General features: G+C 49.8%; 17 protein-coding genes. 8 read left to right on the forward strand and 9 right to left on the reverse strand.

Annotated elements, in window-relative coordinates; genetic code table 11:
* Positions 1-23: 23 nt before the first annotated feature.
* The gene (gene murI / locus GL2_RS16435; protein WP_143731658.1) at positions 24-857 is read right to left on the reverse strand and encodes a glutamate racemase; all 834 of its coding nucleotides are present in this window, start codon (positions 855-857) and stop codon (positions 24-26) included.
* Positions 858-1090: 233 nt separating this feature from the next.
* Between murI and GL2_RS16440 the strand changes: the two genes are divergently transcribed.
* Genes GL2_RS16440 through GL2_RS16450 form a run of 3 tightly spaced genes read left to right on the forward strand, consistent with a single transcriptional unit; the run spans position 1091 to position 3867 of the window.
* A complete protein-coding gene (locus tag GL2_RS16440; RefSeq protein ID WP_143731659.1) occupies positions 1091-2467 on the forward strand; it encodes a DNA recombination protein RmuC in 1377 nt (458 codons plus the stop codon).
* A 6-nt stretch (positions 2468-2473) separates the two neighbouring features.
* The gene (locus tag GL2_RS16445; protein WP_143731660.1) at positions 2474-3403 is read left to right on the forward strand and encodes an AEC family transporter; all 930 of its coding nucleotides are present in this window, start codon (positions 2474-2476) and stop codon (positions 3401-3403) included.
* Positions 3403-3867 carry a DUF2489 domain-containing protein gene (locus GL2_RS16450; protein WP_143731661.1) on the forward strand — a complete coding sequence of 155 codons (465 nt, stop codon included), beginning with the start codon at positions 3403-3405 and terminating at the stop codon, positions 3865-3867. The genes GL2_RS16445 and GL2_RS16450 overlap by 1 nt, the downstream gene beginning before the upstream one ends.
* 295 nt (positions 3868-4162) lie before the next feature.
* Here the strand turns inward: GL2_RS16450 and GL2_RS16455 are convergent, their stop codons facing one another.
* Both GL2_RS16455 and GL2_RS16460 read right to left on the reverse strand, forming a co-directional pair.
* On the reverse strand, positions 4163-5680 hold the full coding sequence (locus GL2_RS16455; RefSeq protein WP_172621182.1) for a class I adenylate-forming enzyme family protein: 1518 nt from the start codon (positions 5678-5680) through the stop codon (positions 4163-4165).
* A gap of 367 nt (positions 5681-6047) precedes the next feature.
* Complete coding sequence (locus GL2_RS16460) at positions 6048-6263, reverse strand: hypothetical protein (protein ID WP_143731663.1); 216 nt, start codon at positions 6261-6263, stop codon at positions 6048-6050.
* 249 nt (positions 6264-6512) lie between these two features.
* Here GL2_RS16460 and GL2_RS16465 point away from each other — a divergent pair, with 249 nt between their 5' ends.
* A complete protein-coding gene (locus GL2_RS16465) occupies positions 6513-7328 on the forward strand; it encodes a DMT family transporter (protein WP_143731664.1) in 816 nt (271 codons plus the stop codon).
* Positions 7329-7933: 605 nt separating this feature from the next.
* On the opposite strand, the gene GL2_RS16475 is transcribed toward GL2_RS16465, so the two are convergent.
* Positions 7934-9184, reverse strand: coding sequence for an NRAMP family divalent metal transporter (locus GL2_RS16475; protein ID WP_143731665.1), 1251 nt, complete (start codon positions 9182-9184; stop codon positions 7934-7936).
* A 4-nt stretch (positions 9185-9188) separates the two neighbouring features.
* Positions 9189-10094, reverse strand: coding sequence for a LysR family transcriptional regulator (locus GL2_RS16480; protein WP_143731666.1), 906 nt, complete (start codon positions 10092-10094; stop codon positions 9189-9191).
* A 186-nt stretch (positions 10095-10280) separates the two neighbouring features.
* Here GL2_RS16480 and GL2_RS16485 point away from each other — a divergent pair, with 186 nt between their 5' ends.
* Genes GL2_RS16485 through GL2_RS16495 form a run of 3 tightly spaced genes read left to right on the forward strand, consistent with a single transcriptional unit; the run spans position 10281 to position 13701 of the window.
* Complete coding sequence (locus GL2_RS16485) at positions 10281-11948, forward strand: amidohydrolase family protein (protein ID WP_143731667.1); 1668 nt, start codon at positions 10281-10283, stop codon at positions 11946-11948.
* Positions 11949-11963: 15 nt separating this feature from the next.
* Entirely contained in the window at positions 11964-13100 is a 1137-nt protein-coding gene (locus GL2_RS16490; RefSeq protein ID WP_143731668.1) for a dipeptidase, read from the forward strand.
* Between the two features lie 16 nt (positions 13101-13116).
* A complete protein-coding gene (locus GL2_RS16495) occupies positions 13117-13701 on the forward strand; it encodes a hypothetical protein (RefSeq protein WP_143731669.1) in 585 nt (194 codons plus the stop codon).
* 332 nt (positions 13702-14033) lie between these two features.
* Here the strand turns inward: GL2_RS16495 and GL2_RS16500 are convergent, their stop codons facing one another.
* Positions 14034-14447, reverse strand: coding sequence for an Rrf2 family transcriptional regulator (locus tag GL2_RS16500; protein WP_143731670.1), 414 nt, complete (start codon positions 14445-14447; stop codon positions 14034-14036).
* 116 nt (positions 14448-14563) lie between these two features.
* On the opposite strand from GL2_RS16500, the gene GL2_RS16505 reads away from it, so the two are divergent.
* Positions 14564-15463, forward strand: coding sequence for an NAD(P)/FAD-dependent oxidoreductase (locus tag GL2_RS16505; RefSeq protein WP_143731671.1), 900 nt, complete (start codon positions 14564-14566; stop codon positions 15461-15463).
* 47 nt (positions 15464-15510) lie between these two features.
* Here the strand turns inward: GL2_RS16505 and GL2_RS16510 are convergent, their stop codons facing one another.
* The 3 genes from GL2_RS16510 to cmoA form a co-directional block, all read right to left on the reverse strand.
* Complete coding sequence (locus GL2_RS16510; RefSeq protein ID WP_143731672.1) at positions 15511-16896, reverse strand: L-serine ammonia-lyase; 1386 nt, start codon at positions 16894-16896, stop codon at positions 15511-15513.
* Between the two features lie 187 nt (positions 16897-17083).
* Positions 17084-18061, reverse strand: a complete 978-nt coding sequence (cmoB, locus tag GL2_RS16515; protein WP_143731673.1) for a tRNA 5-methoxyuridine(34)/uridine 5-oxyacetic acid(34) synthase CmoB — start codon at positions 18059-18061, stop codon at positions 17084-17086.
* A gap of 7 nt (positions 18062-18068) precedes the next feature.
* The gene (cmoA, locus tag GL2_RS16520; protein WP_143731674.1) at positions 18069-18812 is read right to left on the reverse strand and encodes a carboxy-S-adenosyl-L-methionine synthase CmoA; all 744 of its coding nucleotides are present in this window, start codon (positions 18810-18812) and stop codon (positions 18069-18071) included.
* Positions 18813-18889: the final 77 nt, after the last annotated feature.

Genomic DNA, 18889 nt, shown 5'->3' on the forward strand with positions numbered 1-18889 from the left:
TCTCATCATGTAATGGCTTGTTGTTAGGGGTTAGATGCGAGGGGTTCGGCAACTGGGGCGAACTCGCTGAAGGCCTGTTCTATATTGCCGGTTAAGTCCACAGTGCTGGTGATCAGTCGGCCAGTATTTGGGGCATCTGGCAGTATCAGCTCAAGTTCTTCCAGCCACCAGCGTACGCGCCGGGCGATGGCTTCGCCGGAATCCAGCCATTGGATTGAGCGGGGGGCGAACTGGTCGAGTTCTTCCCGCAGCAGGGGAAAGTGGGTGCAGGCCAATACGGCAATATCCACTTGGTCGCCGCCGGCGGTGTGGAATACGCGGTGTAATACCGGCTCCAAATCCCCTGCGGTGATGGCTTCGCCACGCAGTTTGCTTTCCGCCAGATGCACCAACTCCGGTGCGGGCACATTAATTACCCGGTTGCCGTTGGCAAATTGCTCGATCAGTTCGCGGGTGTAGCGGCGATTGACAGTGCCTTCGGTGGCAATCAGGGCAATAGTGCGGGAACGGCTGGCGGCAGCGGCGGGTTTCACCGCGGGCACAACGCCCACTACGGGTTTCTTTAGCGATTCGCGCAACTGGGGTAGGGCCAGGGTGCTGGCGGTGTTGCAGCCCACCACTAAAATATCGGCACCGCAGTGCTCCATCATTGCTTGGGCCTGCTGGACGATCCGCGGGCGCAGCTCTTCTTCGCTTTTATTGCCGTAGGGATAAAAGCCGTTGTCCACACCCAGGTGCAAGGTCAGGCCCGGCATTAGGCGGCGGATTTCCCGCGCAATGCTGACGGCGCCCACGCCGGAATCAAAGATCAGGGCGCTGGGGGCCGGGCTATCTGGGTGGGCGCTGTGTTTGTGCATGCGTTCTGGAGTACCAACATCGAAACCAATCCTCCAAGAATACCTCAAAACTCCACGAAAATTCCCGCTGAGGCTTCCAGGGAGCAATAGCTTCCCCTGGCCGGCGTACTTTCCAGGGGCAAACTGGTAGAATGGCAGCTTCGCCTGGGCCAGCTTCAGGCATGTCAGTGGGAGTGCACCACTGGCAAAATCCTGATTTATCCATCTCTTTCCGGGTCTGGGAGTACCACTCTATGCCAGCGTTCCCGCTGCAATTGAATGCCGATCATGCGGTGATGGCGGCTGTTGCCATCTTGTTTCTGTTGGGCTTGGTGTTTTGGATGGCGCGAGCCAGTAGCCGCCGCGCTTTATTGCAGAGCCAAGCCGCCTTGCAGGTGGCTCAGGCGCGTATCGATAGCAGCCGCGAGCGGGAGGTCCAGCTCGGCGCAGAAGTAGAATCTCTGCGAGTGGAGCTGGCTGACAAGCTGCAACAACTTACCCGTAGCCAGGTGTTGGTAGAAAAAGGGGAGGCGGCCATGGCGGAGCAGCGCAAGCTGATGGAGCAAATGCGTATTGCCATGGGTGAGCAGTTTGAGAATCTGGCCAACCGGATTTTTGAAGAGAAGCAGCAGAGCTTCGTGCGCCGCAGTGAAGACAGCCTGCGCAAAAGTCTCGATCCGCTGGAGCGCCAGCTGGGGGATTTTCGCAAACGAGTAGAGCATGTTTACGATCGCGAAAATGCCGAGCGCAACAGTCTGCTTGGGCAGATTAAAGCGTTGCGCGAGCAAACCCAGCGCATCAGCGATGAGGCTCTGAACCTGACTTCGGCCCTGAAAGGGGACCGCAAGATCCAGGGTAACTGGGGTGAAGTGGTGCTGGAGCGCTTGCTGGAGGAATCCGGCTTGCAGAAGGGCCGCGAATACGAAACGCAAGTAACGCTGACAAGTGATGGCCGCAGGCGCCAGCCGGATGTGATTGTGCGCCTGCCGGAAAACAAAGACCTGATTATTGATTCCAAGGTCTCCCTGGTGGATTACGAGCGTTACAGCTCGGCGGAAACCGATGAGGAGCGCACTCAGGCCCTGAAACAGCATGTAAATTCCCTGCGCGCCCATATCACCGGCCTCAACAAGAAGGCCTACGAACAGCTGGAGGGTGTTCGCACCCTGGATTTCGTCTTTATTTTCGTGCCCATCGAGGCCGCCTATATGTTGGCGATGCAGGCGGACCCGGACTTGTTCCGTTTTGCTTACGAGAAGCAAATTGTCCTGGTGAGCCCCACTAGCCTGATGGCGACCCTGCGCACCGTCGAGAATATCTGGCGCTACGAGAAACAAAACAAGAACGCGGAAAAAATCGCCGACGAGGCCGGCAAGCTGCACGATCAGTTTGCTATGGTGCTGGAGTCACTGGATGTTCTTGGTGATCGCCTGCGTCAGGCGGATGACGCTTACCAGCAAACTTACAAGCGATTGGCGACAGGGCGTGGTAATGCTGTGAAGCGGATTGACAGTTTGCGTAAGCTGGGTGCTAAAACCCGTAAACAGATCTCTGCGGACTTAAGGGAACGGGCGGACCAGCCTGAGGTAAAGGGACTGCCACAGGCTGAGGAAGCCGCCACGGAAGAATAATTTTTTATGGAAAATCTTGTGTTCGCGCTATCAGTCACAGGGCCGATTTTCCTGATGATTATTGGCGGATACCTGCTCAAGTATAAAGGGATAGTACGAGACAGCTTTATTGATGATGCCTCCAGGTTGGTTTTCCATGTCACCTTGCCGGCACTTCTGTTTATCAATATCTATTCATCCGATGCCAGCCCCTCCGAGGAAATACCCCTGCTCACAGCGGGGGTTCTCGGAACTTTCGCAATGCTGCCACTGGCCTGGTTACTGGCGCGACCGGTTGCTCCAATGGATCGCAGTGCCTTTATCCAGGGCGCCTTTCGAGGAAATGTGGCGATTGTCGGCCTCGCCTGGATCGAGAAAGCTTACGGCGAAGCTGGCGTTTCCAACTCTGCTGCGTTGGTCGCGGCGCTCACCATTCAGTTCAATGTTATCGCCGTCGCTCTTTTCGTGCTTTACAATAAGGACACAAAATTTAGCTGGCGATTGCTGGTGGGGGAGCTGGTTAAGAACCCCCTCATCCTCGGTGTTATCGCAGCCATTGTGTGTCGCATGTTGGCAGTCAGGCTACCGGAAGTAATACACGATACGATTCAGTATCTTGCATCTGTGAGTTTGCCGTTGGGGCTTATCTGTATCGGCGCGAGCATGAAAATGCGGACACTGATGCGTAGCTCCCCCACAGCGCTGGCAGCTTCGCTGTTTAAACTGGTGGCGGCCCCAGTCATTTGCCTGCTGATTGGCTTGTCACTGGGTATGTCTCCCGAGTACTTGGGATATTTGATTTTAATGACGGGCGCCCCCTGTGCTATTTCTGCATTTGTTATGGCCCACGCCATGGGTGGGAACAGTCAGCTTACAGCCAATATCGTGGGACTTAGCACATTACTCTCTGTTGTTACCGCCAGTATCGGGCTGGCGTTGCTTAAGGTGTACTTTTAATGACCGTTTTCCCAACCTGGTTGCTTATTTTTGCAGCAGTAATCATTTTTGTCCTCGCCGTTGCAGCTGGTTATTACTTGCGCAAACTGTCAGTAGCGCAAAACAAACAGGCTGAGCAACTGGCTGAACTGGAGCAAGCAGCTGAAGACCAGCGCCAAAGAGTAAATGACAGTATCCAGATTATTGCGCGTACATTGCTGGATGATGGAGTAGGGCTTACGGAGGCCTCAATCCGTATTCGAGTTTTGCTGGATGCTCTACAGGTTGAAGATAAAGTACGTGAGGAGTTTGTTGCTTTTTATACAATCGCTGAAAAAACCAGCCATATCCCGATATTAAAAGATTGGAAAGCTTTACCGCGTAAAGAGCAATTTCAGTTTGAATTAGAAATGGCGCAAATAGAGGCAGACTATAAGGACTTTGCGATAGATGCTGCTAAGCGTATCTTGGGTCGTTCTTTTTAAGGTTCATTAGATCGTTGATCTTTTGAAATGTGAATTTGTAAATCAATAGGCAGGAAACTGCCTGTTGTTAAAGAGCACAGCCTTTTGACTTTTATGCATTAGTGATTGTGATCTTGGCATCTATTTATATTATTTCGACATGACTTGTTCTGGGTTTAACGATCTTAGCTTTACAGGGCGGCCAAATTGGTACTTTTAATGTAAGCGGTACATAAACTACATAGATAACGGTTCACCATTGATTCTCGCGGGCGCCGCGAGTGATTGAAGAACCTTTAGGCTTGAGCGACCTCTATCACACAATCTCGGCGTGGTGTTGGGCGGCAAGTTGTTTCAGGGTCACCCGGTCAACTTTGCCGGCAGAGTTGATGGGCATTTCATCCAGGAACACGATCTCTTCCGGCGCTTTGTAGCCGATCTGTTGGCGAACAAAGACGATAAGCTCAGATTCTTGTGGGGGCTCGGCACCCTCAACCAATGTCACATAGGCCCGAACATTCTCCCCATGGATCAGGTCGTGGATCCCAACCACGCCAGCTTCGGCGACGGCGGGATGTTCCATGAGGGCGCCCTCTACCTCCTGTGGGCTGATATTGGAGCCGTCATGGATGATGATTTGCTTGCTGCGGCCGCGGAACCAGAAGAAATTATCTTCGTCTCGGTACATGATATCGCCTGTGTCGAGCCAGCCATCCTGGATAGTTTCGGCGGTGGCGTCCGGCCGATTCCAGTAGAAGTTCATGTTTGCCGGCGATTTCACCCACAATCTGCCTTCCTGCCCGACAGGCACCTCCCGGCCGGCATTATCGCGCAGTTTGCCGGTGTAGCCCGAACAGATCTGCCCGAGGGAATTGAACTTACGGCCGCACGACGGGTTGTTGAAAATCGACATGCCCGTCTCGCTCATGCCATAACCTTCAGAGATGGGGAAGCCGGTCAGCTCGGTGAAGTCTCGATCGAGTTCTGGTGAGATCTTGTCGCCACCGCAGCCGCAAATACGTAGGGAAGCGAAGTCAGCGTGAATGGCGCCGGGTGTGCGCACCAGGGAAAGCAGGGCGGCCGGCAGTATGGCAAGGATGGTGGGGCGTTCGGCGCGGATAAAGTCGAGCTCGCTGCCGGGTTCGAGGCTACGCGCTTCGGCAACGCGGGCACCGGTCGCCAGCGCAGCGAAAGTGCAAAGGAAACCTACGGTATGGGATATCGAGCAGGCCGGCATCATGGCGTCATCGGCGTTCATTTCGTAGCTTTTAGCCTGAGTAGCCAATTGCCAGCCAAGGGTTTCGCGGCTCAGTGTTACCCCCTTTGGCTTGCCCGTGCTGCCAGATGTGAAAAAGATGATGGCAGGCGCGGCGTCATCGGGCGGGGTCGGCACCGATGCAGGCGTGGCGGTGGTGAGCGTGGCGAAGTTTCTTTCGCTGCTGCTGTGGTCGTCGCTGTACCTGATGACGCCCAATGGCAGCGAACCGGCCCGTTTACTCTCGGTCAGGTCACCGTCCCGCTCTTCATGGGAGAGCAGGGCGGCCGCCTCGGTCACGCCCAACGCATGGTCGATTTCTGGGGCTGTGTAGCGATAGTTGAGTGGTGTTGCCACCAGGCCGGCCTTAAAGCAGGCCAGGTAGTGGATCACCAGATCCACCCGGTTCGGCATCAGCGATGCGAGCCTGTCGCCGGTTCTCAGGCCTAAAGCCAGATAGTTTCCGGCGAGACAATCGCTGGCCTCGTCAAGTTCGCGCCAGGAGAAACGCTTGACGGCGGATACCAGTGCCTCTTGATCGGCCTTGTTTACTAGGCCGAATTTTAGTATGTCCGCCAAGCTGACGGGTCTCTCCAGAGGTTGGCCAGAAGTCGGCATGACCAAGTTCCTCTACTGACTGTGTCGTTCGGCAAAACCGGGCACCAAGGCGGCGAATGTGCGGGAATCCGGCCGCAAACAGATTCCTCGAAATCCGTTGCTGTTTGTATAAGCCTTTTGAGAATAGCCCTCTCGCTCACCATGTATGTTTGGGTTGAGGGGAGATTCTGGGTTTGCCGCAGGAAAACGCCAAAAACTGTTCGTAGTAGTCTTCTTCCTGTCCCTCTACCTTCTCCACTTCAGGTCTTGATGCTGTTTTTCGTGAGTGTGTTTTCCGTGAATGGGGATGTCCTTTCCAGTGTTGTTACGCCAGCCTGAGAGCCTAGCCTCAATGCACGCAATGCAGTTCAGTCTCAAATCTCGCAGTAAAGCAATCGCCGCAACCACAAAAACGAATGACCTCAATATCAAAGGAGGGAATATCGATTTTTCCGCCCTGTTGTTGATACATGGCGCCTTGTGCACCTGCAGTTAGAATCAGAACACCGGCACCTTCCAGCAGGAAAAAGCGGGCGATATCCTTTAATCTGATAGTTCGGATCAAGCGGTAGTTTGAGTGCTCGAGAAAGCCTATTTTAGTTTTATCGTCGAGCCAGTCTGATGGGCAATGGATCAGCCGGAGGGTTTGGCGGTACTTAGGATCCCGTTCTCTACTGACTCACCCGCAGCGGAAGACATCATTATCGTGCCTCTGTCGGGTTTAACCCACATTTGCTGAAGGTAGTGCACCTTGCCATCCACGCATAAAAGCCATTCTCTGGGTGTTGGACTAGCTCTTGTCGGCGGAGTGTTGATGGGCTGTATTGGCATTGCCGGTAAATTGGGTGCCGGCGCGGGCCTCAGCCCCTTTCTGCTATTGGCTGCGCAGGTCTCACTACTTGCCCCATTGGCGGGGATATTTCTCCTGGTGCGGCAAGGATTGGTGGGAATAAAGCCAGTGAGCCCGCGGATCCTAGTCGTTCGTTCAGTATCAGGGTTTATCTATTTCGCTGCTTTCTACGGGGCATTGAAGGGAATACCGATCGCCGACGCGCTGGTGCTGGAAAGCACGAACCCATTCTTCGCTATGTTGATGGCCAAGGTATTCCTGGGCCACCGGGTTAGTACCGGAACTATCTGCCTGGCGGTATTGGCATTCCTTGGTGTATGTCTCATCTTGCTCCAACACAGTGCCCAGGGCATTTTGAACCCTTACTCACTTCTCGCTCTGCTGGCGGGAGTAGCGCGTGCCGCAGGCAGTGTCGCAACAGGTGTCGCAGGCCGGACCGAACCGCCCGAACGCATTATGTTCTATTACGCTGTTGGGATGTTGGTGTTTAGCGCGTCTATTGTCACCTGGGAGGGCGCACTGGTGGAAACATCATCGCTATGGATTCTCGCAATTCCTGCGCTGCTGTTCGTCCCGCAGAATCTTGCTTACACGATTGCTAACCGTATCGTGCCTGCCTACCTCGTAGGGGCGCTCTTTTACAGTGCGATCATCGTCGGTGTGTTAGCCGATCGATTTATATTCAGTACTGAATTCGGCATCCGTGGCGTGATCGGTATGGTAATTACGGTTGCAGCTGGGCTCGGGTTGGCCTGGTTACGGTCGAAAGAGTCCGAGTAATAATCAGACGTTAGGCATCCCGGTGCCAGAAAAGTGTCTAGACGCTTAGCAGCACGTATTCAGGGCACCCATAGATTAAGAGAGGTATAAATACACCTCGATTATTACCGCAACTAGTTTTGACTTCCGGAAAGCAAACGCTGGTAATCATGTGAACCATGTCCCCAGCGTTTGCTCAACAGAATGTAGGCGATCTTACCAGATCGTAGGTGAGAGTTGTATTTAGAGTACTAGGATGCCATCGCTGAATGCCAAGTCATGGAAGGCTTAAAGGGTTGTCTCGTCAACAAATAAATATGGCTATTCAACGGATGTCTGCCTTCTTGCAGGCAGCATCGTCATATAAAGATTTGCATACAGAAGTATTTGGGGAGACCTTTTTAATCAAGGTTCCCGACGGTCATATTATTCGAGTTTCATCGGCAGATTAAAGTCGGCAAGATTACTTGCAAGGATAAATTACGCCACATTTTTCGGTGTGGCTTATCTCATTATTATATTTTTTTAACTAAAGCTGGAAATCTCAATGCTACTTTACGTGACCCTTGGTTTAAAATATTTAGAAGAGTATTCCAGGCAAGTTGATGTTGCAAGAGGTTGACCGGTTACTCAAAAAAACGCCAATAAATAAAGTAACAGCTAAACCCTATCATTAGGCCCAGGCAGGTATAAGTATAAACTAAATACCATCCTTTTAGATGGTGCTCTTTTGGTATCCATTTCCCATTCATAACCAAAACATTCAGTAATGCAAAAATCGGTGCGCAAACGAAGGATAATGTCGTCACAAAATCGATCAGATTTTTTAACTGATTCGCAAACAGGGAAATGATAAACCAGCTGATGATGCTCAGGGTGATTAAGACTGTTAGATAGATTCTCTTCTCAGAAATCTTGCCATGGGCTGAATTTTTCAGGGCGTTTCGCCAAACTTGAGGGAATCCATCGGATACCGCAAATGTTGTTGAAAAAAGTGCGATAAAACAGATGATACTGATTGTTAAGTGGCTCCAGTCTCCTAGGGACTCAGTATAAATACTGATGAGCTGCCCGGCAAAAATTCCTGCAGATTGGGAAAGTTCAATATTTTTCCCAAACATGATTAGTGCCCCCAGCCAAACAAATATGATCGCTAAAAGCAGGCTGGTGAAGTATCCGACTTTAAAGTCAAATACAAGACTCTTTTTGGAGGTTTCTCTTTCTGATTGCTCCTTAATTTTTCGTTCAGACCAAATAGAGTGCCAAACAGAAACTTCGATCGAAGTTGGCATCCAGCCGACCAGGGCAACGATAAATGCGATGCTCATGGAGGGGGATAGTTCGGGTATCAATTGAGTGTTAGCGGGAAGGAAGCCGTATTGAGATATTGCAGCAATGAGCGTAATCAAGCTGGCGATAGCTAATAAAAGCACCATCCACTTTAAGCTCTCATTAAGCCATTTAAATTGGCCGGCAGCTAATATTCCACATGTGGTTATGAGGATAACAGCAGACCATTCTGAGATGTTTAAAATGCTCCCAAATAGGTTTAACGCTAAGGCGGCAGTGATAATCGTCACCGCCGCTTGGACAAAGAACATTGTAAGTAATGTGAGTGCTAGATAACTATAAAAGCCCCACCGGCTATGTTTTCTATACCCCTCCAGCAAGCTCTCGCCGGTTACAGCAGCATATTCTGGTCCGATTTTAAAAAAAGGGTATTTGATTAAATGTGCAAGAAAAATAAACCCGATTAAAGCAAAAGCGTAATCTGCTCCAGCGCGAGTTGATTGTACAATATGAGATACGCCAATACTGCTGGCTGCCCAAATGATTCCAGGCCCCAAATTTGAGAAAGTGCGTTTAAATACATCCATTAAACTAGAACTGCTCAGAATGGTGTTGTTCAAAGTGGCTTTTGGCTACATCGATAAAGGTTTTGACTTTCAAGGAAAGTTCACAGCGATGAGGGTATAGCGCAAAGACTGTCAGCGGTTTTATTGTGAACTCGGGCAAAATCTCAATTAGCTGACCAGATTCGACATAAGATTTGACGGAATAGAAGGGGGCTTGAATAATGCCTTGGCCTTCAGCGGCGGCTTCATTTAGCAGTCTCCCGCTATTAGATTGCCACGCCCAGGGTAGTTTGATTTTCTTGATTTCTTCTTTTTCTCGAAATAGCCAGTGGTCGCCACGAATACTGTGGTTGAAGAACAGTAACTGATGTTTTTTTAGCGACTCCATGTTTTCAGGTAGGCCATTTCTCTTAATGTAAGTATCATTTGCCCAAAGCGCCAGTTTAGTCTTTGCGACTGACTGAACGATATAGCTTGAGTCGGGTAATTCTGGCGCAATCCTAAAAACGAGATCGATTTTATTGTCGAGTAAATCGAGAGGATCATTACTGAGATGAAAATCGAGAAATACTTGTGGGTAAAGCTCGCGATAATTTGCGATCAGGCTAGAGAAGTATTGACTGCCCAGTTCGATACTGGTCGATATCGACAGCTTCCCTTTGGGTTCTTGGTTGTACTCTGACATCGCCTGATCGGCTGCGTTAAGCTTTTTCAGTATCGGTGAAATTTGTTTATAGTAATTTTCACCTGCTTCAGTTATTGATACTTTGCGTGTGTTACGCATCACCAATAGGCAGCCCAGATCTTCTTCTAGTTGCTTAATGTACTTGCCAACCATTGCTGCGGAAATACCGAGCTCACGAGCAGCAGCCGCAAAGTTCTGCTTTTCACATACCAGGCAGTATGCCTCAAGCGCGTGTAATTTATTCATTGACTTCCTCGCGGCTGGTCAGCCTCTCTTCTTGCGTAGGTTGGCTGATCGATGGAGTATACTGATAAGTATACTAAACTTATAGTTTATACACAATAAACTAATATAACATTTAAAGTGTTCGCCATCTGGCGCAAAATGACGTGATTAGCTTTATAGTCCCCTAAACTCCCACTAGATAAGTCCATGAATATAAAAAGAATATTTACCCTGGTAGTTTTATTCATTACATATACCAGCTATGCATTTGCAGCGGAAGATAAGCCAGAACGAGTCCTGCTTATTAATGCCAATGTAGTGGATGTTAAGTCGCTTAAAATCGATGAAAAGCAATCAATCCTTATCGAAGGCGATAGGATTAAAAGAATCTTTTCAACGAAAAAGCTCTCAAAAATGAGGGACGCGAGTGTTGTCGATTTAAACGGAAAGTTCGTCATTCCGGGTCTAATAGACGCTCATGTTCACCATGCTACCGATCCAGATAGCTGGGATAAGCTGTCGATCACTACGGAACGGCTACGCTATTTGCTCCGTGGTGGCGTCACGTCTGTGAGAGACATGGGTGGGGATGCCCGTGCCCTGGCCTACTTAAAACGCCAAGCTGAAGTCGACTCTATCGCTTCGCCTGATATCTACTTTTCAGTCATTATCGGTGGAGAAACCTTCTTCTCTGACCCGAGAACCATCGCATCTGCTAAGGGGCGTCAGCCTGGGCATACCGCCTGGATGAGAGCGGTAGGCGAGAATCCAGATTTCGACTCAATAATGCTCCAAGCCAAAGGTGCTGGCGCAACAGGTATCAAGATATACGCAGATGTTGAAGCGGAGACGGTACCATTGCTTGCCAGTGCAGCTAAAAAACATGGCCTAAAAGTCTGGTCACATGCCTATATTGGTCCTTCTAAACCTTTGCAAACTGTAAACGCTGGCGTAGAGACTATTTCACATGCTTCTGATATATCGGCACAGTTAGTTGATGACTTCAGGGAATGGCGAAGAAAAAATGCCAGCTTTGATGACTCAACCTGGGAAGAAATTCTACAAAAAGAAAGTTATTCAGATCTTTTTTATGCAATGAAAGAAAATGGGACCATTTTAGATGCAACACTCACTGTATTTGAAAAAAGAAATGACTTAAACGAAAAATACCGATTGCTTGACCAGCTTAGTACAAAAATGACACAGTTTGCCTATCAAAACGGCATTACTATAGCGGCCGGTACGGATGCATTCAGTGATCTTCAGAAGGACAATACACCGATGGTTCATCACGAGTTAAAGCTACTCGTGGGTGAGGTTGGTATGACGCCTTTGGAGGCAATTCAGGCAGCGACTTTAAACGCTGCAAAAGTGATAGGAATTGAAGACTCTGTCGGTAGTGTTGAAGTGGGAAAGAAAGCGAATCTGGTCGTGCTTTCAAAAAACCCTGAAGGAAATGTTGAAAATAGCAAGTCGATTGCCCATGTTATAAAAAATGGTCGTTTTGTTTTTATTGGCGACGACCCGCAATTGCCTTTCTCTTCTTCGCGCGAAATGAACGGCACTGTTTGGTTGTCTGGCCAGATTGGAAATCACCCTTCAACTTTGACGTTGGCGGGTGAAAGTCTGGAGGCTCAGATGCATCAAACCATGAAGAATATTGGTCAAGTTCTTGAAAGTAAAAACCTGGGTTTTGAGGATGTCGTTAAATGCACTTTAATGCTCGCCGATATTGATGATTGGCCTGAAGCCAATAAAGCTTACGTTCAATACTTCAATGGGAAGATGCCTGCAAGAAGTGCTTTTGCAGCGAGCGGACTGGCGCTTGATGCCAAAGTGGAAGTGGAATGTATTGCTTCGCGAAGTGCTGATTAATTCCGGGATGACTTTATGAATGATATAAAAAGAAGAGCAGTAATCAAATCCCTTGTGTCAGGTGGCCTGGGTTCTTTTTTGGCCATTAATTCAGGTGTATTAAACGCTTTTTCTAGTACTGGGGTAGGTAAGTCAAACTGGGGTCAGTACGATTCATCAATTGTTATTGATGGGCTCAGTGGGGCATTTTCGCTTAAAGAGCCAGTTACTCAAGCTTTGCTGGATATATTCAAAAGCTCAGGGATTAGTGCTTTGAATATGACAGTCCCTTACCCAGGTGATGACTACGTCGAAACGCTAAAGAAGGTTAGGAAAACCCAAGCGATTATTGAGCAGAACTCAGGCCACATGAGTCTGATTCAATCCGCATCAGATATCCTCGAGGCTAAGCGGGAAAATAAGCTTGGCATCATTATGGGATTTCAGTCGACGGAAATGCTCGATGAGTCACTTTCCGGCATTGCCGAGTTTGCAAAGATGGGCGTGAGGATAATGCAGGTTTCCTACAATGGACCTTCAATTCTTGGCAGCGGGGGGCTCGTTAAGAAAGATGCTGGGATTACTTCACTTGGCAAGCAAGCGATCGAGATGATGGAGGCAGAGAAGGTGCTGGTCGACCTTTCACACTCAGGAAAGAGGACTGTTGCAAGTGCTATTGAATATGCAAAAAGGCCAATTGTAATCTCTCACACCGGTTGCAACGCAATTTACGAGCACCCTCGTAATAATGACGATACAGAGTTAAAGGCTGCTGCAGATACTGGCGGTTTGGTTGGCCTTTATTTAATGCCATTTTTAGAAGGTGGCGAGCATGAAATAAAAGCTGATATGGTAATTAAGCATGTTCTTCACGCCTATAATGTGTGTGGTGAAGATCATGTTGCCATAGGGAGTGACCAGGGCGTGGTGCCGGTTAACGATGGTCCTGAATATCGAGAAAATATCCGCAAGGAAGTTGAGCGTCGTATCGCTGCAGGAATTTCTGCGCCTGGTGAAACACCGCATCGCCCACCATTTATTCCCGAACTAAACTCCGAGAGGCGAATGGAGCTTATTGCTTACAGGCTAAGTCAAAAAGGGCTCTCTGATCGAGTAATAGAAAAGATAATCGGCAAAAACTGGTTGCGTGTTTTTGCTGCAGTTTGGAATTAGAAATGGATTTTTTCATATGATTAAACTTCTTAAGTTGGATCGCTTTTTTGTTCGCTTGCTTGTAAGCGCAGCGGTCATGTTTTCACCTGTCCTCTTTGCAGAAGAGCTTAGTACCTATTCCGAGTTTCCAAAAAATTCAAAGACTGAGGTGATTCCTTTCCCAATCGAATTTGCCCCAGATATCACTTTAAACGGCATCGAAGAGCTTGTATTTCTTCAGGGTATGTACAAGCCGGATAGTGAAGCTTTTTTTAGTTATGCCTTTTCATGGACCCATAAGCCTGAGAAGGCTCAAGTCTTTAAGAAATCGGAAATTAAAAAATTTATCGCCGCCTATTATAGTGGATTGTACAAAGCTGTCAGTAATGGTAAGGAGCGTGAGTCTACAGTCATAATTGAGCAGGCTGGTGAAAAATACAGAGGCCAAATAAGCTGGATTGAGCCATTTGTGACCAAAGAGGATCAAACTCTCTACTTTGAAGGAAGTGAAGTTTACTGTGAGAAAACTAATGAGCTTCGTTGGTACTTTCTTGTCTCCCCGCAAGATTCCTCCCATCCAGTTTGGACGGAGCTGCAGTCGATCACGCCTTCTAGCTGTTAGTAAAACTGTCAAATTAATAGCCACTTACTGTTAAAGTGATTCCAGCTAGGTTCATGGGGCTCAAACTGAGGTGGAGGTTTATTCTATAGCTTACACAGGGTAGTGATGGTGTCATTGCTAACAAAATCAATGTCATTATCACTACCGTGTACATTTGCCATTGCTCTGTCTGTCGAATCTAAACCAGTGATTATTGTGTTGCTGGAGTAATTGTTTCAAGAGGAAATTTTAGTCGAACGAAAGTCCGAATAGGTATAGTTAACTGGGAAAGGTGGGTAGTGCTCGCTATGAAGTACTTCGACTTGAGAATACCTTTGAAAATTCTACCTTAATTACTTTTTAAATTCCTTGCCCAGCACATCCAATGTGATTTCCCCAAAACGTTCAAGCATCAGTCCTTCAGCTTCATTCATGACATCCTTTAGGGCAGCATTTACTGAATGCTCAATGGGGCAATTAGTATGTTCGTCAGTTAACCCTATGGTGAAAACGGATGTTTCACCCAGCGCTTTATGAATATCCAGTAGCGTAATGTTATTTAGGGGTTTGGCCAGAGACCAGCCTCCATTATGTCCCTTTGTTGACCGTACAAAACCCTGATTGCGCAATAGGGCCATGGTGCGCCTGACAACCACGGGATTGGTGAAAAGCATTTCCGCCATTTTATCTGAGGTGACTGGCTGATCAGTCATTTCAAGGTGGACGAGTACATGCAGTACACGGGAGAGCCGGCTGTCCTTTCGCATAATTCACCTGATTAATTGTGTCCGCAGTATATCATGAAACATTTGATGTTACGTTTGTTGCGACATCGCCAGTTTTAGTGTAACAATTAAAGTTACATGAAATGAGGGAGATAATTATGGATACCGATGTTCTGGTTATTGGTGGCAGTTTTGCAGGCTTGTCAGCAGCAATGCAGCTTGCTCGTGGGCGGCGCCGGGTGGTGGTGCTGGATACCAATGCTCCGAGGAACCGCTTTGCTGTAGCGTCTCATGGAGTGTTTGGGTTGGATGGGAAAAGCCCGGCTGAGATTCGGGTTACCGCGCTGTCCCAGCTTGAATCCTATCCAAATTTTAAGCTGGTAGAGGATGCTGCTGTAGCTATTGAGAAAGTACCTGGTGGATTTGAGGTAACGGCGCAGATTGGTACTGTTTACCGTGCCATGAAACTGATTCTTGCGAGTGGTATTACAGACAAATTGCCAGATCTTCCAGGGTTGAGAGAATTATGGGGAAAAAGTGTTATTCATTGCCCCTATTGCCATGGTTATGAGCTGAGCGACCGGCCCCTGGGGGTCTTGGCCACCAGTGAGTTATCTTTTCATCAAGCGGCGATGATCCCGGATTGGGGTGCTACAACCCTTTTTACGCAAGGCAAATTTAGTCCTCAGGGAGAGGTTCTCGGCCACTTGATTAATCGGGGTGTGGTGCTTGAGGAGACACCGGTTATCAGTTTGGCGGGAATAGGTGGGCAACTGCAGGCTGTCTTGCTTGCCGATGGGAGAGAAGTGGCTCTCGAGGGGCTGTATGTTTCTCCTAAGGTCACTTTGACCTCACCTTTAATTAAAATGCTGGATCTTGAGTTGGAGGGCACGCCTGTTGGCAGCATCGTTAAAGTTGATGATTACAAGGAGAGTTCAGTTAAAGGGGTTTTTGTAGCGGGTGACTTATCCAATCCGCTGCAGAGCGGCACCTTCGCAATCGCCTCTGGCACTATGGCTGGCGTAGCAGCCCATCGTTCACTCATTTTCAATAGCTGATTAGAAGTGCTATGGCTGGGGCATAGGGTTGCCCCAGCCGCTTAAAATCAGCAGTTGACCGCGTTAACCGCCAGTCCGCCCAGAGAGGTCTCTTTGTACTTACTCTGCATGTCGATACCGGTTTGGCGCATGGTTTCGATCACACTGTCGAGCGGTACTATGTGAGCGCCATCACCGCGCAGGGCCAAGCGTGCGCCGTTGATGGCTTTTACCGCACCCATGGTATTGCGCTCAATACAGGGTACCTGCACAAGCCCACCAATAGGATCACAGGTAAGACCAAGGTTGTGCTCCATACCGATCTCGGCGGCGTTTTCGATCTGTTGGTTACTGCCGCCCTCTACTGCGGCCAGGCCCGCGGAGGCCATGGAACAGGCAACGCCAATTTCTCCCTGGCAGCCAACTTCGGCAGCAGAAATAGAGGCGTTTTTCTTGAATAGCATGCCTATGGCTCCGGCGGTGAGCATGAATTTTACCACTTGGTCTTTCAGCTCTCCGTGAATTTCCGGATCGTGTACGAATTCCACGTAGTAGGCTATCACCGCTGGAATGACACCGGCGGCGCCATTGGTGGGGGCGGTGACGATGCGCCCGCGGGCGGCATTCTCTTCGTTAACAGCCAGGGCGAAGAGGCTGACCCAGTCGAGGATGGCGAGGCCGTGATTGCGTTCTTCGGGACTTTGCTTGCTTAACTCACGGTAGAGCTCGGCTGCGCGCCGACGCACACTCAGACCGCCTGGCAGGATCCCGTTCTGATGGCAACCTCGCTCGATGGAGGCGTCCATCACTTTCCAAATATTCCAAAGACGGTCTTTTACTTCCTGCTCACTGCGAAAGGCTTTTTCATTTTCCATGGCCAGCTCGGCAATGGTCCAACCGTGGCGGTCACAGACCTTCATCAACTGTTCTGCATTGTTGAAGTCGTAGGGGAGCAGGGTGGCAATCTCTTCTTTGTGGGCAAAGTCTTCCTCAGAGAGTACGAAGCCACCTCCGATGGAGAAATAGCTGCGCTCAAATAACAGCTCATCGCCTGAGTATGCCTGGCAGGTCATGCCATTGGAGTGTTGCGGCAGGAATTCTTCCATATGGAAGACCAGGTCACGATCGCGAACGAATTCAATTTTGTGGTCATTGTTCAGCAGTAGCTCGCGCTCTTTTTTGATCGCTGCCATTTTGCTGTCAATGCTGTCCACATCAATGGTGTCGGGAGAGTGACCCAGCAGCCCCATGAGTACCGCCATGTCAGTTCCGTGGCCGACGCCCGTTAGGGCAAGGGAGCCGTAAAGGTGGACTTGTACGCGGTCTGCCTGTTGCAGCTGTGCGCGGGCACCAAGATCCTGTACAAACTGGCGCGCGGCGACCATGGGGCCCACAGTGTGTGAACTGGATGGACCGACGCCGATTTTGAAGAGTTCGAAAACACTAATACTCATAAATTTTCTCTGCGCCGGGCCGCGCTCTGTCGCGGCCCTCCCTTAAGGATATAGTTGCACCATTTAGGGGCGCACTTTGCCTCACGAGGCGCAACAATCAAGATGGCTGTTGCCATTCCGTACAAAATTCTATTTGCAGAGGGTTTTGCGGAATTTATGAGTTCCCAGGCTCACAGAGTAAGAGATGCTACGGCGCTTCCGCGACCAGAACCGCACGTTTGGGCGCGGGGTGACCTTCAATCGTTTTATCGGGTGACTGCGGATCGAGAAAATCTTCCAGGGACTCGAATTGCATCCAGCCGGTGCGCCGTTGCTCTTCCAAACTGGTCGTGTTTAAGTCTACAGTCCTGGGGTTGCGGAAACCGCACTTGCGCAGCCAGCTCTCCAGAGTGGCGCAGCTGGGGAAAAACCATACGTTCCGCATCTTCGCATAGCGGTCTTCTGGTACCAGGCAATCCCCCAGTCCACCGTCAATTACCAGGGTCTCCAGTACTAACTGGCCGCCGGGACGCAGGGTTTCGCGCAGTTCGCGCAAATGGTCCATCGGAGAGCGGCGATGATAGAGCACACCCATGGAGAAAGTGGTATCGAAGGCACGCAAATTGGAGGGCAGGGCTTCAATACCGAGGGGTAATAGATCTACAGGTTTTTCTTTGCCGAGGTATTTTTTCAGGGCATAGAATTGCGCGACAAATTTTGCCGATGGATCTATGCCGATCACGCGCCGGGCACCGGCACCGTAAGAGCGCCAGCAGTGGTAGCCGTTGCCGCAGCCTACATCCAGTATCAATTTATTTTCGAGTGGGGCCAGGTGAGGCAATACACGATCCCATTTCCAGTCGGAGCGCCACTCGGTATCGATAGGCAGGCCGAAAACTTCCCATGGGCCTTTACGCCAGGGATGCAGCTTTCTCAGTTCCTGCTCCAATAATTGCAATTGTTGGGCGCTCGCATCTCCGGGGCTGCCGATCCGCACACTTTGCGCAAGCTCAATGTCCGAGGGCTTGATATCAGGCAAGGCCTCCATCGCTGCACGCCAGTCAGGCAGGTCGCCCCATCGGTGCGTGCTCAGGTTTTCCGCTATTTGTTGTGGCAGCTGTGCAAGCCATGAGCGCAGCTCGGGAATGTGTTGCAGGCCTTGGTAGAGTTGGGTGTAGTCGATCACGGGGTACTTACTTCTCGGAGTTGCCTTTAATGGCAATAAGTGAGGCAAAATTGAAGCACTGGAACCAGACATCGACGCTGGTAAAACCGACATTTTTAAGTCGCCTGCGGTGGGTGTCCAGTGTTTCGGGAATCAGCACATTTTCCAGGGCTGAGCGTTTTTGGGCGATTTCCAGCACGCTGTAGCCGTTTGCAGCTTTAAAAGAATGATGCAGTTCAATCATCAGTTCATTGTGTGCCTTATCGGCAAAATCCACTTTTTCAGAAATAATCAGTATGCCGCCGGGGCGTAGGCCACTGTGAATTTTTTCCAGGATTTCATCGCGCTCTTCCACCGGAATAAATTGCAGGGTGAAATTAAGCACGACTACCGAGGCGTTATTGATTTCGACGTTTTGCAGGTTGTCACAAATAAGTTGTACCGGAACTTCGCCACTATCGGCCTCAAGTACAGTGCGAGCCTGGTCGACCATGGCTTTTGAGTTGTCCACGGCGATTATTTCGCAATTTGCAGCGGGAATTCGATGGCGCATGGCCAGGGTTGCGGCGCATAGTGAACTGCCGAGATCATAGCAACGGCTGCCAGCCTGGGCATAACGCTCTGCCAGTGTGCCGATCATCGCCACAATAGTGGTGTAGCCCGGTACTGAGCGTTTGATCATGTCCGGGAAAACTTGCACTACCTGGCGATCGAATTCAAAGCCGGCGACCTGGCCCAGTGGATTTGCGTAGATGCTGTCTTGTTTACTCATTGGGATTCGCTAGAGGGTAACTGCGATTAATTGGCAGGCTGGCTTTTGGCCGACTGCGGGATCAATCCCCGGTGAAA

The sequence above is a fragment of the Microbulbifer sp. GL-2 genome (assembly GCF_007183175.1).
Taxonomy (GTDB): Bacteria; Pseudomonadota; Gammaproteobacteria; order Pseudomonadales; family Cellvibrionaceae; genus Microbulbifer.

What these genes read in the sequence shown, in the direction of transcription:
- murI (WP_143731658.1), bottom strand. Translation starts at nt 857, where the DNA reads ATGCACAAACACAGCGCCCACCCAGATAGCCCGGCCCCCAGCGCCCTG.
- GL2_RS16440 (WP_143731659.1), top strand. Translation starts at nt 1,091, where the DNA reads ATGCCAGCGTTCCCGCTGCAATTGAATGCCGATCATGCGGTGATGGCG.
- GL2_RS16445 (WP_143731660.1), top strand. Translation starts at nt 2,474, where the DNA reads ATGGAAAATCTTGTGTTCGCGCTATCAGTCACAGGGCCGATTTTCCTG.
- GL2_RS16450 (WP_143731661.1), top strand. Translation starts at nt 3,403, where the DNA reads ATGACCGTTTTCCCAACCTGGTTGCTTATTTTTGCAGCAGTAATCATT.
- GL2_RS16465 (WP_143731664.1), top strand. Translation starts at nt 6,513, where the DNA reads ATGGGCTGTATTGGCATTGCCGGTAAATTGGGTGCCGGCGCGGGCCTC.
- GL2_RS16475 (WP_143731665.1), bottom strand. Translation starts at nt 9,184, where the DNA reads ATGGATGTATTTAAACGCACTTTCTCAAATTTGGGGCCTGGAATCATT.
- GL2_RS16480 (WP_143731666.1), bottom strand. Translation starts at nt 10,094, where the DNA reads ATGAATAAATTACACGCGCTTGAGGCATACTGCCTGGTATGTGAAAAG.
- GL2_RS16485 (WP_143731667.1), top strand. Translation starts at nt 10,281, where the DNA reads ATGAATATAAAAAGAATATTTACCCTGGTAGTTTTATTCATTACATAT.
- GL2_RS16490 (WP_143731668.1), top strand. Translation starts at nt 11,964, where the DNA reads ATGAATGATATAAAAAGAAGAGCAGTAATCAAATCCCTTGTGTCAGGT.
- GL2_RS16495 (WP_143731669.1), top strand. Translation starts at nt 13,117, where the DNA reads ATGATTAAACTTCTTAAGTTGGATCGCTTTTTTGTTCGCTTGCTTGTA.
- GL2_RS16500 (WP_143731670.1), bottom strand. Translation starts at nt 14,447, where the DNA reads ATGCGAAAGGACAGCCGGCTCTCCCGTGTACTGCATGTACTCGTCCAC.
- GL2_RS16505 (WP_143731671.1), top strand. Translation starts at nt 14,564, where the DNA reads ATGGATACCGATGTTCTGGTTATTGGTGGCAGTTTTGCAGGCTTGTCA.
- GL2_RS16510 (WP_143731672.1), bottom strand. Translation starts at nt 16,896, where the DNA reads ATGAGTATTAGTGTTTTCGAACTCTTCAAAATCGGCGTCGGTCCATCC.
- cmoA (WP_143731674.1), bottom strand. Translation starts at nt 18,812, where the DNA reads ATGAGTAAACAAGACAGCATCTACGCAAATCCACTGGGCCAGGTCGCC.